Raw genomic sequence first — 14,630 nt, 5'->3', positions numbered from 1 at the left:
TGTTATTTTGTCTATAAATAATACGAAGTTAAAAATTGAATATTATATTTTTTCGAAAAAAATGTTTCAACAAATAATAATAGGAATTAAAATATTAATGTATAAAGAGATAAAGTATGAAAAATAAAGGAGTGATTGAATTGAGTTTTGACGGAATTATGGGGAATCTTATTGCAAGTGCGATTTATACGTTGTTGGGGATTATTGTGATTTGGATTTTTCGAACACCCAATAAAGAAAATGAAGTAGCTGCTACCACTATAAATAATTCAATTAAACATATTCAAATTATTAATCTTCCACCAAAAATTACGGAAACAAGAAAAGTAAATAGCGACATATCAAGAGAATGGTTAATTATCCATATAATAGCTTCTCTTATTTTGATTTATCTATCTTTAGTTTACAGGAATGAGATAATAGATTTTGGGTATATAACATTTTCTTTTGGCCTTATTATTTCAATACTAATAATCTACGGGGTACATAAAGTAGCAATATTGCAAGAATTACCCACGAAAGATAAGATTGGATTGTTTTTTCCACTTGTTTATTGGTGTATGTTTCTTATAGTTAATATGAGTTTGAGTTCTCCAATAATAAGCAACTCTAATATAGATAACGCGGAGCAGTTTATAAAAACTGGAGGATGGAATGGATTGTTAGGAAGATTCTTTAACGTTTCAAGTACTTATCATCAGGAATTTATAACAATCATGCTTAAATTTTTTGGGATTGGATTACTTTATATAAGTTTGATTTGGATTATTAGATTCCAGTTGTTCTTTGTATTAAATTGGATTGTTAATGTGAAAAATCAAGGGGATACAAATAGCTTTATTATGTGGATGTATAGAAGGTTGTTTGTTTATAAATTTACTAATTATATTATCGCGATTACATGTATGTTATTAATTTCATTTATTTTGATAAATGGATTTTTATATTTAGTAATACCAGACATAAATAAAATCACATTAGCGGTGTTCTAAGAAATTTAATTGTGGCAGAGTTGTGACCGATTTTTGGCAGTAAATGTGCCGGTTGTTTTGGAATTAACGTGATATATTTGTATTGTGAGCAGTGGCGGAAAACACAACTCATAAAAATTCCATTATAATATGTTGTCTAAACGGTTTCATAATGACGGCAAATAAAATCCGAAACCAGCAGATGGTAACGATTGAATGATACCGTTATTAAGGAGAGCTTTTGCTCTTCTTCCAGTTACTGATATAGGACATATAGTCATTGAACAGATTTTGCAGTAATTGGAAGAAAAACAAGAGGTTGGATAGGAGAGAGCAACTGGTGCATGGTTGCTCTTTTATTACGTGCTATATAATTGAATGTGATACGCTTTTGGATAGATATGTAAAATGACATTGTCATATAGTACAATGTTAATATCGAGATAGAAAGGAGAGATATAAATGAAAGTGAATTTTAAAGATGAAGTAGGGAAAGTGATTTTTAGTGAAGAAAACAATGATGTACCTGGATTGATTGCCATATTAAAAGAAACACGTGGTGTAACAGTAGGTATTGTGAAATATGAGGTTACAGATTATGAATTTAGGTACTTTATGATTTGTCCTGATAATGATAGAAAAATGGTGTCAGAGTTAGATATTATATTAAGAGAAATTAGATAAAATTCCTTATGGAGTGCTTTATATTATGTTAATAATTGTAATGTAATATTAATATTATTATAATAAGATTTTAAAATTAAAAATACCTTCTTTCATTGTATTATTATGGTAGGAGGTGATTAGAAAATGAATCAGGTTCAAGAGTTAGTTAGTGCACTTACTCCTATTTGGCTTATAGCTGGTGGAGTTACTTTTCTATCTTATTGTATTTTTGAAGGAATCCCGAAATTGATAGATAGTATAAAATATTAATTATGTAAGAGGTGAATAACTATGAGTTTAAAATCAGGTTTAAATTCAATTGATCAACAAGGTGTGTTTGTTGATGATACTTCAAATGCATTATATGAATATAAAGTGTTTCATATCGACATTAATCATCCGACGTCACTTATATTTACTAACTTAAGAACAGGAAAAACATATGGTCCAATCTTACTACCAGATGATACAGAAACTATTTCGGACGCTGTTTATAAGGTTTTAAAAGAAAGGGCTAATGAGCTTTACCCTAATATATAACAATGAGAAGGTCACAATTAATAAATTGTGGCTTTTTATTATGCCAAAAATACAAGGTGGTGAGAGGGATGGAAAACAAAAATGTAGCATTGTCTCAAATCATTATTGAAGTTAGAACAGGTTATAGATAAGTTTTTGAATAAGGGTGAACTAAAAGAAATATCAGTTGGTATTGTACTAAATGGCATGGTTACAGCCGAATCAATTGTTAGAAAGATAAATGAGCTAGATAAAAATACAAGAACGTTTTAAATAGGAGTGAGATAAATGAAACTAAACAAAGAAGAACAAACAGTTATTATCGGTAAGTTAATCAATAATGTTATCGGTGTGGAGTTAGTAAAACAACGCATTGATGCTCAGAAGTTAGAAAAAGCTATATCAATGCACAACGAAATGAACGATGACATGACACCAAAGCAAACACGAGAAGCGCTTATTAGTGTGTTAGATAAAACAATTGATGAATTCCTTGAGAATAAGGAGCGAGAATAGATGATAGGAGTATTTACTTACCTTATTGTCGGGCTATTGTATACAACATTAAGATTATATCCATTAATATGTGAGGTTGCATATAAGAATGTGGATGATGTTGTATGGTTGATAGCAACAATAGTTATATCGATTGTTGTCATCTTCTTTTTAATTGCGTTCTGGATTATCCTGTTAGCATTAGATATCGCTAAGTTGTTTTATAAATGGAGAGGTAAGCTTCATGAATGAATACAAAACCAAACAACAGAAGCGTAAGTTCTATGATAGTGGTGAGTGGAAGAGTATACGTGAACAAGTAAAGAAGCGAGACAACTATGAGTGCCAAGAGTGTAAACGCAATGGTAGTGTTCGAGTGGACACCAATGAGTATAGTGAGAGTGCAAAGCGTAAGAAGATTCAACTCGTTGTCCATCATATAAAAGAACTTGAACATCATCCAGAACTTGCATTAGAAATAGACAATTTAGAAACAGTATGTGTGGATTGCCATAATAAAGAACACGGTAGAACATTCAAAAAGAAACAGAACAAATGGGAACACGATGAAAAGTGGTAAAAATGATTCAGAAACCATACCCCCCCTTAAAAAAATTCATCAATTTTTCGTATAAGGGGCACCGGAGGAGGGGGTCGTTTTTCCAGATTTTTAAGCTGTTTCGTATAGGACCCCTACCCAGTATGAAAATATGATTGAATCGAGGTGATATTATGGCGGACGTTGATGAGCGTGAGGTACTAGTAAACAAAGAAAAAAATCGTTTAAAAAGATTATTTAAAGACATCCCACCTAGCAAGTTAAAAGTGGTTGAAGGATTAATTATTCAGGCAGCAAGATTACGAGTTTTATTAAATGAAATGTGGATGGATATATCTGAGAATGGTGACTATGAAATGTTCTCACAATCTGATAAAACAGAGCCGTATGAAAGAGAACGACCTGTTGCCCGGTTATATAATACCCGTGATCAATCATATCAAAGGGTCATTAAACAACTAACGGATTTGTTGCCAGAAGGAAATAATAAAAAAGAAATTAAGAAATATTCGGCAAGTGATTTAATATGATTGTTCATAAACATGTAAGTGAATATATAGAACTATATGAAACGGGAACAGTAGTATTAAATAAAGAACGTATCATGCTTATAAATTATTTAAAGCAAGATATATTAACCCGTAATGATTTACATTTCGATATGGATTTAATTCATAAATGTGTAACTTTCATAGAAAAGTGGCATTTCAAATTAAATTCCTTTCAGAAATTTTTAATAGCATTTGTGTTTTTGTTTGATGAATATGAGGATGTTTATTTTGATCAGCATTTCTGGATGATGGCAAGGGGGGCTGGTAAAAACGGATTGATTAGTGCATTGACACACTTCTTTATTAGTGAATTGCATGGTATTGAGCATTACAACGTATCAGTAGTTGCTAATACAGAAAGACAGGCTAAAACTTCTTTTATAGATGTTTATGAAAAGAATAAAAAACATGGAATATTAGATGAGCTATTTGTATCAACAAAACAATTGATAATAAATAAAGCTACTCGTTCAACTTTTGAATTCCATACATCTAATGCAGGAAGTAAAGACTCGTTAAGAGACGGGTGTGTTATTTATGATGAGATACATAGGTATGAAAATAGCGATGTTGTAGAAGTATTCTCTAGTGGTTTAGGTAAAGTTCCTAACTCTAGGGAATTTTTTATTACCACAGATGGATTTGTCCGTGAAGGTTATCTTGACAAAATGAAAGAGCGAGCTATGAATATCCTGAAAGGGAAAGAAAAAGAGGATAGGTTGTTTCCTTTTATTTGTAAGCTTGATAACGCTGAAGAAGTAGACAATCCCGATATGTGGGAAAAAGCTAATCCGATGTTTAGTAAGCCAATGAGTCAATACGCTAGAGGATTGTTTAAGAAAGTTATGCGTCAGTATAAAAATCTAGAAAACGATCCGTCTAACAGAGAAAATTTCATGACTAAGAGGATGAATATACCGGAAGTAGATTTAACAAAATCTGTGGCTTCATGGGAAGAAATATTGAGAACAGGTTATGAAGAAGATGGAGAAATCCTTAGAGAGATTCCAGATTTGAAACACAAAGTAGCTGTGGGCGGCCTCGACTTCGCCAGCATCAAAGACTTCGCGGCGGTCGGTTTACTATTTAAACATGGTGAGGATTATATTTGGAAAGGTCATTCATTTGTACGTAAAGGATTCTTGGACAAGGTGAAATTAAAAGCACCTATTTATGAATGGGCCGAAAATGGCTTGCTAACAATTGTGGACGAGCCAGTTATTAATATCGCACATATTGTTGATTGGTTTGTAAAAATGCGTGAGTTATATGGGGTTAATACGATTGTAGCTGATACATTCCGTCTTGACCTTGTAAAAACAGCACTTGAAGCTGAAGGTTTTAAATTGTTGTATATTCGTAATCCAAAAGCGATTCATTCTCTTTTAGCTCCACGAGTTGAAACGTTATTTGCAAATAACCGTATTATTTTTGGTGATAATCCATTAATGCGTTGGTACACCAACAACGTCTACGTCCACATTAAAAAAGACGGCAACAAAGAGTACTTGAAAAAAGATGAATTTAAAAGAAAAACGGATGGATTCCAAGCTTTTATTCATGCACTATGGCAAGCGGATAACATTCTTGTGGATGAATTCGACTTTATGCTGGACGGTATTAAGTTTTAATAAAAGGGGGTGATAATCATTGGATGGCTGGATGCAGTATTTAAAAGGAATAGTGAATTAGGATTTATGTTTGATGTGGAAATGTTTATTGATAAAACGAACAGAATCCACATGAAAAGACTAGCGATTGATACATGTATTTCTTTTTTAGGAAGGACGATTAGTCAGTCAGAATTTAGAGTGAAAAACGGTGAAGAATTTGAAAAGAATGAGCTTTATTACCGATTAAATGTTAGGCCAAATAAGAATATGACAGCAAGTACCTTTTGGGAGAGGTTCATTTACAAACTTATTTATGATAATGAAGCTCTAATTATACAAGCTGATGATGGTGATCTACTTATCGCTGATGACTTTGAACATAACGAATACGCTGTGTTTGAAGATACTTTTACGAATGTCACAGTAAAAGATTATCAGTTTAAGAGAAGCTTTAAACAAAGTGAAGTTATTCATTTGAGATATCGAAATGATAAATTATCACCACTCATTGATGGTCTTTTTGCTGATTATGGTGATTTATTCGGTAGAATATTAAACTCACAAAAGCGTAAAAATCAAATTCGTGGAACAGTTGATATGGACATGCTTGCTGCAAAGAGTAAAGAACATCAATCAAAGTTGCAAGAGTTCATTGATAACATGTATAAAGCAATTGGAGAAAAAGATGTTGCTATCATTCCACAACAGCCTGGATTCAAATACGCTGAAACATCAGGCGGTGGGAACTCTGGTCAAAGTGTGGACGAAATCAATAAAGTAACCAATGGTTTTTTAAATCAAGTAGCGATGGCTTTTGGTATTCCGACAGCTTTGTTATATGGCGAAATGGCGGATGTAGAGAAGCAAACGAAGAATTACATGCTTTTCACAGTGAATCCTTTATTAAAAAAGATTTCAGATGAAGCAAACGTTAAATTCTTTGAAATGAATGAGTATCTTGAAGGGAAAAAAATTGAAGTTAAAGCTATTTCCTATCAAAGCATATTTGATCTTGCAACAAGTATCGATAAACTTATTTCTTCAAGTGCATTTACAGGGAATGAGATTCGATTGGAAGTAGGATATGAAGTTTCTGATGATCCGAATTTAAACAAACATTATATTACAAAAAACTATACCGAAACGAATTTAAATAAAGGAGGTGAGAATACAAATGACGGTGAAAATTGACGTTAAAGGGCCAATTATTTCTAATGATGAAGCTTGGATTTATGATTGGCTTGAAATGGATGCTGCAAGCCCAGGTAAGGTTTCAAAAGAACTTACTAATGCCAATGGTGAGGATTTAATCGTATCAATCAATAGTCCTGGCGGTTATGTACACGAAGGATCAGAGATTTATACAGCATTAAAAAATTATCCAGGTCAGGTTGAAGTTCAAATTGTTGGTTTAGCTGCAAGTGCGGCTTCAGTTATTGCAATGGCTGGTGATAAAGTTCGAATTTCACCAACAGCACAAATCATGATCCACAATGCTTCTATGTGGAATGGTGGAGATCATCGTGATATGGAAAAAGCGGCTGAGATGTTGAAAACAACAGATCGAGCAATTGTAAATGCCTATGTCATCAAAAGTGGTAAATCTGAAGAGGAACTACTTAATATGATGGCTGAAGAAACATGGATGGGCCCACAACAAGCATTAGAAAACAAGTTTGTGGATGAAATCATGTTTATGGATAATCCGGTTAAAATGACTGCTTCAGCTGCCACTTCTGCCATGCTTCCACAGAAAGTAATCGACGGTTTTAGAAATGGAACTCTGAATAAAGGTAAATCTGAAGGAATTACAAAAGAAGATTTAAACGCTGCATTATCAGGGTTAAAAAACGAAATCCTGAATGATTTACAAACAAATACAAATCCAAAAGAGCCTATTCAAGAGCCTGTTAATACAAAACAGAATCTGAGTACGCTCTTTTTAACTTTAGGAGGAAAATAAAATATGGTGATTAAATTTAATAATTTTGAAGAAAAGAAACTAGCATTTGCGAAAGCAACACAGGAAGGTACAGCAGAAGAACAATCGGCAGCATTAAATTCTATGATTGAGGCACTTGCTACAGATGTTCGTTCAGATATCTTAAATCAAGTGAATGAATCAATGGTAGATCGTTCTATTATGCAATCTCGTGGCGCTAATGTATTAACAAGCGAGGAAATGAAGTTCTTTAATGCAGTTGTAGAAGAAGGTGGCTTTAAGTCTACTGAAACTTTACCTAAAACAACACAAGAACGAATTTTTGATGACTTAGTTCAAAGCCATCCGTTACTAGGACATATCGGCTTAGAGAACTTAGGAGCTGTGACAGAGTTTATTTATGGAGATCCAGAAGGCGCAGCAGTATGGGGACCATTATTTGGTGATATTAAAGGGCAATTAAATGCTGCATTCCGAAAAGAATCTATTACTCAACTTAAATTAACTGCGTTTATTCCATTAGCGAACGATATGCTTAAACTTGGTCCAGTTTGGGTGGAACGATATGTTCGTACAATGATTTCAGAAGCAAGGGCAGTAGGTTTAGAACGAGGATTTGTAATTGGTACAGGTAAAGAAGAGCCTATTGGATTGTTAAAAGATCCAAGTGGAAGTGTTGTTGGTGGAGTGTATCCTGACAAAAAAACAGCAGGGACTTTAACTTTCGAACCAGGGCGCAAAACAATTAATGAAATGAAAGGTGTTGTTAAATTACTAGCTAAAAAATTAAATGCTGATGGTTCAGATGCAGATCGACCAAAAAATATTGCTGGTAAAGTGGTTATGGTAACAAACCCATTTGATACTTTTGATATACAAGCAAACGCAACAATTCAAAATGCAGCTGGGGTATACGTGACTAGTTTACCATTTAATCCGATTCCTTCAGAATCAGTATTTGTACCTCAAGGTAAGGTGCTGTTTTTTGTTAAAGGAGAGTATATCGCGGCGATGGGTGGAACGGAGCCAATTAAAAAGTTTGAAGAAACATTAGCTTTAGAGGATGCAACACTGTATATTGCTAAACAATATGCTACAGGCAAGCCAAAGGATAAATATACTTCACAAGTTTACACATTGAAACTTGAAGAAGTAACGCCACCAGCACAAGGATGATTTGAATGGATACAGTAATTTCAAATGAAATATTACAGCAATTCAAAGATAGGATGCGATTAGGTGACGATGAAGACGATAACCTAAAACGTATCCTTTTTGTATCTAATAAAGCGTTAGTAAAAATATGCGGATCTTATGACATAAATAATGATGAAGCGTTCAAAGAATTAGTTTTTGAACGCTCTCGTTATGTCTATAATGATGCGCTTGAGTATTTTAATAGTAATTTTTTAACGATGATTAATAGTTTCAGCATTGAAAAAGCTTTAGAAGAAATTGTATTGGACGGTGATTAATATGCGTCCTTTTCAGTACAAAAAACCACTGAATACAGGTGATTTTAGGAATCGAATTATCATTGAACAACCTGAAGTAATAAAAGATGAATTGAATCAACCAATTGAAACAGATTGGAAAGAAGTAAAAAGAGTATGGTCGATGATAAAAACAGTGAAAGGGTCTGAGTATATTGAAGCTTCAGCTTCACAAGCTACTCGGATTTATCGATTCGTTATTCCATACACTTCTGGTATCACGGAAGAAATGCGAATTAATATGAAAGGTCGTATCTTTGATATTATCGAACCGCCAATGAATGATGATGAAATGTATCAAACATTGACTATTATCGCAAAGGAGCATGTTTAGTATGAATGATTTTGCGAGCGAGATTGCTAGAGAATTACAAAGATATGCGAATGTTGTGGAAGAAAAATTAGAAAGTGAAATTGAAGAAATAGGGGATATCGCTGTAGGTAAGTTAAAACAAGGCAGTCCTAAAAAAACAGGCGCTTATCGTAAAGGATGGCGTAAGAAAAAAGAAGATAACGGCGTTGTTCTTCATAATACACAAGGACAACTAACACATCTTTTAGAAAATGGACATGCAAAAGTTAGTGGTGGTCGAGTTCCAGCAAAAGTGCATATTCGTCCAGTTGAAGAGTATGTAATTGATGAATTGCCAAGACGTATCGAAAGGGCGGTTCAACAATGACATTAGGTGAATTAACAAAAATTCTTGAAGCTACAGGTTATTCTGTGGCTTATTCGCATTTCACAGCACCAGTACCAAAACCGCCATACATTTGTTTCCTTGTGGATGGATCAGCGAATTTAATGGCTGATAACAAGGTTTACCACAAGATAAATGACTTAAATATAGAGCTTTATACAACTAGAAAAGATTCAGTTGCAGAATCCAAACTTGAACAAGTCCTGGACGATCATGAAATACCTTATGATTCGTCATTCGAAGGGATTATTGAAACAGAAAAAATATATCAAAAATTTTATGAAACGAGGTTGATGTAAATGCCAGAAAACAAAGTGGCTTTCGGTTTAAAAAATGTTCATTATGCACCATATGAGGTGAAAGATGGTGTTGTTACATTTGGAACGCCAATTCCAATGCCTGGTGGAGTTGAATTAACGTTTGATCCACGAGGTGATTTGATTGAATTTTACGCTGATGACATGCTGTTTTACTCCGCAAGTAATAACCAAGGATATGATGGAACGTTATCAATAGCGAGTATTCCAGAACAATTTGCCATTGATGCGTTAGGCGAACAATTAGATGAAACAGATGGTGTATTAAATGAGTTAGCCGATGCAAAAGGCAAACCATTCGCATTACTATTTGAATTTGATGGTGATTTGAAAGCGACTCGACACGTTATGTTTAGTTGTACAGCAAGTCGTCCTACGATTGCATCTAAAACAAAAACAAGTTCAGCTGAACCAAATACAAACGAGTTAAAATTCGTTTCTAGTCCAATTGACATTGCCGGAAACCGTATGGTTAAAACAAAAACGACCGCTAAAACAACACCAGCAATTTATGATAACTGGTATAAAAAAGTATATATAAAAACACCAGCAGCGCCAAAAGGAGCATAAGTAAATGGAAAAGACAATTACAATAGACGGCAAACAAGTCAAATTAAAAAGTACAGCAGCAACAGTTAAACGATATAAGGCACAATTCAGACGTAATTTATTTGCAGATATGATGGGGTTAGGAGCAATTAATGCTTTAACTACACCAAATGGATCGGAACAACCAATTGATATGCCTAATGTTGATATAAGTAAAGTGGACTTTGAACTTATTTATGACTTGACTTGGTTATTCGCTAAAACGGCTGATTCAAGTATTCCTGACCCTATGACGTGGCTGGATGAATTTGAAGAATTCCCTATTGAAGAAATCATGCCAGAAATAATGGAACTAGTTCAACTCACTATGGGAGCAAAAAAAAAATAACAGGAAATGATGAAGAGCAAGGGACATTCAGTGATGAAGAATTAACAACTGATTTGTTCCTTGCTCTTTGTTATAAAGCAAAATTAACACGTTGGGATTTAGAAGACATGACAATTGGTGATTGTTTTGATTACATTGCTGAATTTGCTGAAATGGAGAATCCGGACAAAGAAAAAGTCAGAAAAGCGAATCAAAAAGATTACGATTCTTTCTAAGAAATGAGGTGAGAAAATGGCAGGAAGAATTAAAGGGATTACGATTGAAATCAATGGGAACACTGAGCCGTTACAAAACGCTTTAAAAGATGTAAATAAACGTAGTAATGATTTAACAAAAGAATTAAAAGATGTTGAACGGTTGTTAAAGTTTGATCCTGGTAATGTGGAAGCATTAGCGCAAAAGCAACAGCTACTCACACAACAAATAGAAAATACCACACAAAAGCTAGACAAATTGAAGACAGCTGAACAACAAGTTCAAGCACAGTTTCAAAACGGAAAAATTTCTGAAGAACAGTATCGTGCTTTTAGGCGTGAAATTGAATTTACACAAGGGTCTCTTGATGGTTTAAAAAACAAACTCGGTAACATGAAAGCTGAACAAGAAAATGTAGCAAGTTCAACAAGGCAATTAGAAACTTTATTTCATGCTACAGGTAAAAGTGTTGATGATTTTGCAGGGGCATTAGGAAATCGTCTTGTGAATGCAATTAAAAGCGGAACAGCTACAAGCCGTCAGTTAGAACAAGCAATTGGGATTATTGGGCGAGAAGCATTAGGAACAGAAGCTGATATTGAAAAGTTGCAAAGGGCACTTCGTTCTGTGGATGCTGGGAACTCAATACAACAAGTACGAAATGAGTTAAGAGATTTACAACAAGAAGCTGGAAGAACAGAGAAGAAGTTTGAAGGACTAAAGGTAGGATTAGAAAACGTCATAGGTGGTATAGCTGCCGGTGGTGGTATTGCAACTGCGATTGAAAAAGCAATGGATATGTCAAAGTTGAAAACTAAGATTGATATAACATTCGATGTTCCAGAGTCCTCTAAAAAATCAGTGGAAGAAGCAATAAGAGGCGTAACCGCTTATGGGGTGGATGCTGAAGAATCGCTTGCTGGTGTACGTAGACAATGGGCTTTAAATAAAGACATTAGTGATGAAGCGAATGCATCTATAGTAAAGGGAGCAGCAACAATCGCGCAATCCTATGAAGGAATAGATTTTACAGAATTAATTCAAGAAACATACGAAATAGGTAGTGAATTAGGGATAACTCAAGAAAGTGCTCTTGGTATGGTTGATGCGTTGTTAAAAATGGGATTTCCACCAGAGCAACTAGATATCATTGCCGAATACGGAAGTCAGCTGACTCGTGCAGGTTTTAAAGCTGAAGAAGTCCAAGCGATTATGGAAGCGGGGGTTGAAACGGGTAGTTGGAATATCGACAATATGTTAGATGGGCTGAAGGAGGGGCGAATCCAACTAACCGAATTTGCTCAAGGTGCGGATAAAGCTTTAAAAGAAGCACTTGATGGATCAGGCATTGCAACTGAACAAATAGAAAAATGGGGTGCAGCTGTCGCTAAAGGTGGAAGTGACGGTTCGAAAGCTATGGTGGAAGTAGCTAAAGCGATAGAAGGAATAGAAGATCCTGTTAAAAAGAATCAAGTAGGGGTTAAAGTTCTAGCCACTATGTTTGAAGACCAAGGACAAAATTTAACTAATACTTTAATAAACGCTTCAGAAAAAACAGTAGACTTCCAGAAGAATCAGGATAAATTAAATGAATCCATAAAAAAAATGGATGCAAGTCCAGCAGTTAAGTTTCAAAAAGCAATGCAAGATTTACAAGTAGCATTAAAGCCTGTTCTTAGTGTTATAGCTGATGTTATTTCTAAAGTAGCAGAATGGATTTCTAACAACCCTAAATTAGCAGCCACGTTGACAGCTGTTGCAATGGCTATCGGCATAATCTCAGGTGCAGTGATGGCACTTGCTCCTATAGTTATGGCGGTGATGAGTATTTTTGAGATTGGAGCGGCCGCAGCGCTAGGGATAGTCGCTGCTGTTCCTCTTATCATAGCGGCTATAGTTGCTCTTGGGATTGCTATTTATAAAAATTGGGATGATATCAAAAATTGGACAATAGAAACCTGGAATTCTATTAAGGAATATTTAATAGAACTTTGGGACGGTATCGTTCAATCCTGTAGTGAATCCTGGTCTTCATTTTTAGAAATAATGCATGAATTTTTTGATCCAATAGGTCAGTTTTTTAGTGATTTATGGACGGGTATAGGTGAGATATGTAGTAGTACCTGGAATTCTATCGTTGAATTCTTTTCTGGGGCTTGGGCCTCGTTCACTGAAATGATGCATAGTTTCTTTGATCCGATAGGCGAATTCTTTAGTATCTTATGGTCTGGAATTGTTGAAACAGCATCTTCTTGGTGGTCTTCTTTAGTTACAACAGCTTCAGAACTGTGGGGGACATTAGTGCAAACCTGGCAGGAAACCTGGAATACAATTCTTACTGTTTTAGATCCAATTATTTCGGCGGTTTCTACCGTTTTAGAAGCTGGTTGGCTACTTATTCAAGCTGGAGCGCAAATTGCCTGGGCAGCCATTTCCCAATTTATTATTCAACCAATCAAACAAGCTTATGATTGGGTAAGTAAACAAATCGGTGAAATGGTTGCTTGGCTTGGTACACAATGGGAAATCGCAAAAGCTGTGGCACAAGTTGCATGGGGATTATTTAAACAATATATCATTCAACCGGTTCAGGAAACATGGAACTTAGTGAAAGAAAAATTTAGTGACTTAGTTTCTTGGCTTGGTTCACAGTGGGAAACAGCGAAATCTTACACCCTTATGGCTTGGAATTTAATAAAACAGTATGTTATCCAGCCTGTTCAAGACTTGTGGAATGCAACCAAGCAAAAACTTGGAGATTTAGCAAATTGGATATTAAGTAATTGGGAAACGATAAAATCTTATACACTTACAGCGTGGAATTTGGTGAAAAAATATGTGATTGATCCAGTCACTGAAACGTATAATCAAGCTAAGCAAAAATTTACTGATTTATATAACTCAGCTAAAGAAAAATTTGATTCTGTGAAGAATGCAGCGCAAGAAAAATTTGAAGCGGCAAAACGTTTTATTGTTGACCCGATAAAAGATGCTGTTGACAGCATAGAAAAATTTATTGGGAAGATTAAGGGATTCTTTAGTGACTTGAAATTAAAAATTCCAAAACCAGAAATGCCACCTCTTCCGCATTTTAGTTTGCAAACAAGTACAAAAAATGTTTTAGGGAAAGATGTTACTTATCCATCTGGAATTAATATTGATTGGCGCGCGAAAGGTGGTATATTCACTAAGCCTACAATATTCGGGATGAATGGCGGAAACTTGCAAGGCGCAGGAGAAGCTGGACCAGAAGCGGTTTTACCATTAAATAAAAAGACACTTGGAGATATTGGTGAAGGTATTGCTAAGACTATGATTGGTACTACCAGATCTATGAGTCAATTAATGGGTGATATGAGTCGCATGATGGATAGTTCTATGAGCCAGTTATCAGGATTAAAGACTGTTATGAGTGGTGTGTATGGAAGTATGTCAAATAGCAGACAAGCCATGACAAACGGTGTATCAAATCAAGTATTTAATTACTCGTCTGGATCATCTGGTGGCGGAGCAATTCCAATGCTTGGTGGTGACTTGGTAGTTGAGGTTCCTGTTGTTTTAGAAGGTCGAGACGTGGCACGTGGAACTTATCGATATACAAAAGAGTATCAAGAAAGAGAAGAACGAAGAAACTCAGACTTTTAGGTTTCTTTTACTTTATAGAGAAACGAGGT

19 protein-coding genes are annotated in these 14,630 nt (G+C 34.8%); all 19 read left to right on the top strand.

The window, feature by feature from the left end; translation table 11 throughout:
* The first annotated feature begins 116 nt into the window (after nucleotides 1-116).
* The 19 genes from KPL75_RS05450 to KPL75_RS05365 all read left to right on the top strand — a co-directional run bounded on the left by KPL75_RS05450 (nucleotide 117) and on the right by KPL75_RS05365 (nucleotide 14,601).
* Complete coding sequence (locus KPL75_RS05450) at nucleotides 117-992, top strand: hypothetical protein (protein WP_219919697.1); 876 nt, start codon at nucleotides 117-119, stop codon at nucleotides 990-992.
* 441 nt (nucleotides 993-1,433) lie between these two features.
* Nucleotides 1,434-1,655 (top strand): hypothetical protein, encoded by a 222-nt coding sequence (locus KPL75_RS05445; protein ID WP_219919696.1) that lies wholly within the window; start codon nucleotides 1,434-1,436, stop codon nucleotides 1,653-1,655.
* 126 nt (nucleotides 1,656-1,781) lie between these two features.
* On the top strand, nucleotides 1,782-1,907 hold the full coding sequence (locus tag KPL75_RS27385) for a hypothetical protein (RefSeq protein WP_258237014.1): 126 nt from the start codon (nucleotides 1,782-1,784) through the stop codon (nucleotides 1,905-1,907).
* 21 nt (nucleotides 1,908-1,928) lie between these two features.
* Nucleotides 1,929-2,177, top strand: a complete 249-nt coding sequence (locus tag KPL75_RS05440; RefSeq protein WP_219919695.1) for a hypothetical protein — start codon at nucleotides 1,929-1,931, stop codon at nucleotides 2,175-2,177.
* 267 nt (nucleotides 2,178-2,444) lie between these two features.
* Entirely contained in the window at nucleotides 2,445-2,672 is a 228-nt protein-coding gene (locus tag KPL75_RS05435) for a hypothetical protein (RefSeq protein WP_219919694.1), read from the top strand.
* Nucleotides 2,673-2,903, top strand: a complete 231-nt coding sequence (locus tag KPL75_RS05430) for a hypothetical protein (RefSeq protein ID WP_219919693.1) — start codon at nucleotides 2,673-2,675, stop codon at nucleotides 2,901-2,903.
* Nucleotides 2,896-3,231, top strand: coding sequence for an HNH endonuclease (locus KPL75_RS05425; protein WP_016095505.1), 336 nt, complete (start codon nucleotides 2,896-2,898; stop codon nucleotides 3,229-3,231). The genes KPL75_RS05430 and KPL75_RS05425 overlap by 8 nt, the downstream gene beginning before the upstream one ends.
* A 152-nt stretch (nucleotides 3,232-3,383) precedes the next feature.
* The gene (locus KPL75_RS05420) at nucleotides 3,384-3,740 is read left to right on the top strand and encodes a hypothetical protein (protein WP_219919692.1); all 357 of its coding nucleotides are present in this window, start codon (nucleotides 3,384-3,386) and stop codon (nucleotides 3,738-3,740) included.
* Complete coding sequence (locus KPL75_RS05415; protein ID WP_219919691.1) at nucleotides 3,737-5,392, top strand: terminase TerL endonuclease subunit; 1,656 nt, start codon at nucleotides 3,737-3,739, stop codon at nucleotides 5,390-5,392. The genes KPL75_RS05420 and KPL75_RS05415 overlap by 4 nt, the downstream gene beginning before the upstream one ends.
* A 9-nt stretch (nucleotides 5,393-5,401) precedes the next feature.
* Nucleotides 5,402-6,565: a phage portal protein gene (locus tag KPL75_RS05410; RefSeq protein WP_219919690.1), complete on the top strand. Its 1,164-nt coding sequence runs from the start codon at nucleotides 5,402-5,404 to the stop codon at nucleotides 6,563-6,565.
* Complete coding sequence (locus tag KPL75_RS05405) at nucleotides 6,549-7,337, top strand: head maturation protease, ClpP-related (protein ID WP_219919689.1); 789 nt, start codon at nucleotides 6,549-6,551, stop codon at nucleotides 7,335-7,337. The genes KPL75_RS05410 and KPL75_RS05405 overlap by 17 nt, the downstream gene beginning before the upstream one ends.
* 3 nt (nucleotides 7,338-7,340) lie before the next feature.
* Nucleotides 7,341-8,492, top strand: coding sequence for a phage major capsid protein (locus tag KPL75_RS05400; RefSeq protein WP_219919688.1), 1,152 nt, complete (start codon nucleotides 7,341-7,343; stop codon nucleotides 8,490-8,492).
* Nucleotides 8,493-8,497: 5 nt separating this feature from the next.
* Nucleotides 8,498-8,791, top strand: a complete 294-nt coding sequence (locus tag KPL75_RS05395) for a hypothetical protein (protein WP_219919687.1) — start codon at nucleotides 8,498-8,500, stop codon at nucleotides 8,789-8,791.
* A gap of 1 nt (nucleotide 8,792) precedes the next feature.
* Nucleotides 8,793-9,143, top strand: a complete 351-nt coding sequence (locus tag KPL75_RS05390) for a phage head closure protein (protein ID WP_219919686.1) — start codon at nucleotides 8,793-8,795, stop codon at nucleotides 9,141-9,143.
* A 1-nt stretch (nucleotide 9,144) separates the two neighbouring features.
* Entirely contained in the window at nucleotides 9,145-9,489 is a 345-nt protein-coding gene (locus KPL75_RS05385; protein ID WP_219919685.1) for an HK97 gp10 family phage protein, read from the top strand.
* Nucleotides 9,486-9,806, top strand: a complete 321-nt coding sequence (locus KPL75_RS05380) for a hypothetical protein (RefSeq protein WP_219919684.1) — start codon at nucleotides 9,486-9,488, stop codon at nucleotides 9,804-9,806. The genes KPL75_RS05385 and KPL75_RS05380 overlap by 4 nt, the downstream gene beginning before the upstream one ends.
* On the top strand, nucleotides 9,807-10,394 hold the full coding sequence (locus tag KPL75_RS05375) for a major tail protein (RefSeq protein ID WP_219919683.1): 588 nt from the start codon (nucleotides 9,807-9,809) through the stop codon (nucleotides 10,392-10,394).
* Nucleotides 10,395-10,398: 4 nt separating this feature from the next.
* A complete protein-coding gene (locus tag KPL75_RS05370) occupies nucleotides 10,399-10,761 on the top strand; it encodes a hypothetical protein (protein ID WP_219919682.1) in 363 nt (120 codons plus the stop codon).
* A 231-nt stretch (nucleotides 10,762-10,992) separates the two neighbouring features.
* Nucleotides 10,993-14,601, top strand: a complete 3,609-nt coding sequence (locus tag KPL75_RS05365; RefSeq protein ID WP_219919681.1) for a phage tail tape measure protein — start codon at nucleotides 10,993-10,995, stop codon at nucleotides 14,599-14,601.
* Nucleotides 14,602-14,630: the final 29 nt, after the last annotated feature.

The sequence above is a fragment of the Bacillus sp. NP247 genome, from assembly GCF_018966865.1.
Taxonomy (GTDB): Bacteria; Bacillota; Bacilli; order Bacillales; family Bacillaceae_G; genus Bacillus_A.
The sequence above is the reverse complement of the archived record's forward strand: the minus strand, read 5'-3'. Positions and strand labels throughout refer to the sequence as shown.

What these genes read in the sequence shown, in the direction of transcription:
- KPL75_RS05375 (WP_219919683.1), top strand. Translation starts at nt 9,807, where the DNA reads ATGCCAGAAAACAAAGTGGCTTTCGGTTTAAAAAATGTTCATTATGCA.
- KPL75_RS05450 (WP_219919697.1), top strand. Translation starts at nt 117, where the DNA reads ATGAAAAATAAAGGAGTGATTGAATTGAGTTTTGACGGAATTATGGGG.
- KPL75_RS27385 (WP_258237014.1), top strand. Translation starts at nt 1,782, where the DNA reads ATGAATCAGGTTCAAGAGTTAGTTAGTGCACTTACTCCTATTTGGCTT.
- KPL75_RS05420 (WP_219919692.1), top strand. Translation starts at nt 3,384, where the DNA reads ATGGCGGACGTTGATGAGCGTGAGGTACTAGTAAACAAAGAAAAAAAT.
- KPL75_RS05390 (WP_219919686.1), top strand. Translation starts at nt 8,793, where the DNA reads ATGCGTCCTTTTCAGTACAAAAAACCACTGAATACAGGTGATTTTAGG.
- KPL75_RS05440 (WP_219919695.1), top strand. Translation starts at nt 1,929, where the DNA reads ATGAGTTTAAAATCAGGTTTAAATTCAATTGATCAACAAGGTGTGTTT.
- KPL75_RS05445 (WP_219919696.1), top strand. Translation starts at nt 1,434, where the DNA reads ATGAAAGTGAATTTTAAAGATGAAGTAGGGAAAGTGATTTTTAGTGAA.
- KPL75_RS05395 (WP_219919687.1), top strand. Translation starts at nt 8,498, where the DNA reads ATGGATACAGTAATTTCAAATGAAATATTACAGCAATTCAAAGATAGG.
- KPL75_RS05400 (WP_219919688.1), top strand. Translation starts at nt 7,341, where the DNA reads ATGGTGATTAAATTTAATAATTTTGAAGAAAAGAAACTAGCATTTGCG.
- KPL75_RS05405 (WP_219919689.1), top strand. Translation starts at nt 6,549, where the DNA reads ATGACGGTGAAAATTGACGTTAAAGGGCCAATTATTTCTAATGATGAA.
- KPL75_RS05435 (WP_219919694.1), top strand. Translation starts at nt 2,445, where the DNA reads ATGAAACTAAACAAAGAAGAACAAACAGTTATTATCGGTAAGTTAATC.
- KPL75_RS05385 (WP_219919685.1), top strand. Translation starts at nt 9,145, where the DNA reads ATGAATGATTTTGCGAGCGAGATTGCTAGAGAATTACAAAGATATGCG.
- KPL75_RS05365 (WP_219919681.1), top strand. Translation starts at nt 10,993, where the DNA reads ATGGCAGGAAGAATTAAAGGGATTACGATTGAAATCAATGGGAACACT.
- KPL75_RS05425 (WP_016095505.1), top strand. Translation starts at nt 2,896, where the DNA reads ATGAATGAATACAAAACCAAACAACAGAAGCGTAAGTTCTATGATAGT.
- KPL75_RS05380 (WP_219919684.1), top strand. Translation starts at nt 9,486, where the DNA reads ATGACATTAGGTGAATTAACAAAAATTCTTGAAGCTACAGGTTATTCT.
- KPL75_RS05430 (WP_219919693.1), top strand. Translation starts at nt 2,673, where the DNA reads ATGATAGGAGTATTTACTTACCTTATTGTCGGGCTATTGTATACAACA.
- KPL75_RS05415 (WP_219919691.1), top strand. Translation starts at nt 3,737, where the DNA reads ATGATTGTTCATAAACATGTAAGTGAATATATAGAACTATATGAAACG.
- KPL75_RS05370 (WP_219919682.1), top strand. Translation starts at nt 10,399, where the DNA reads ATGGAAAAGACAATTACAATAGACGGCAAACAAGTCAAATTAAAAAGT.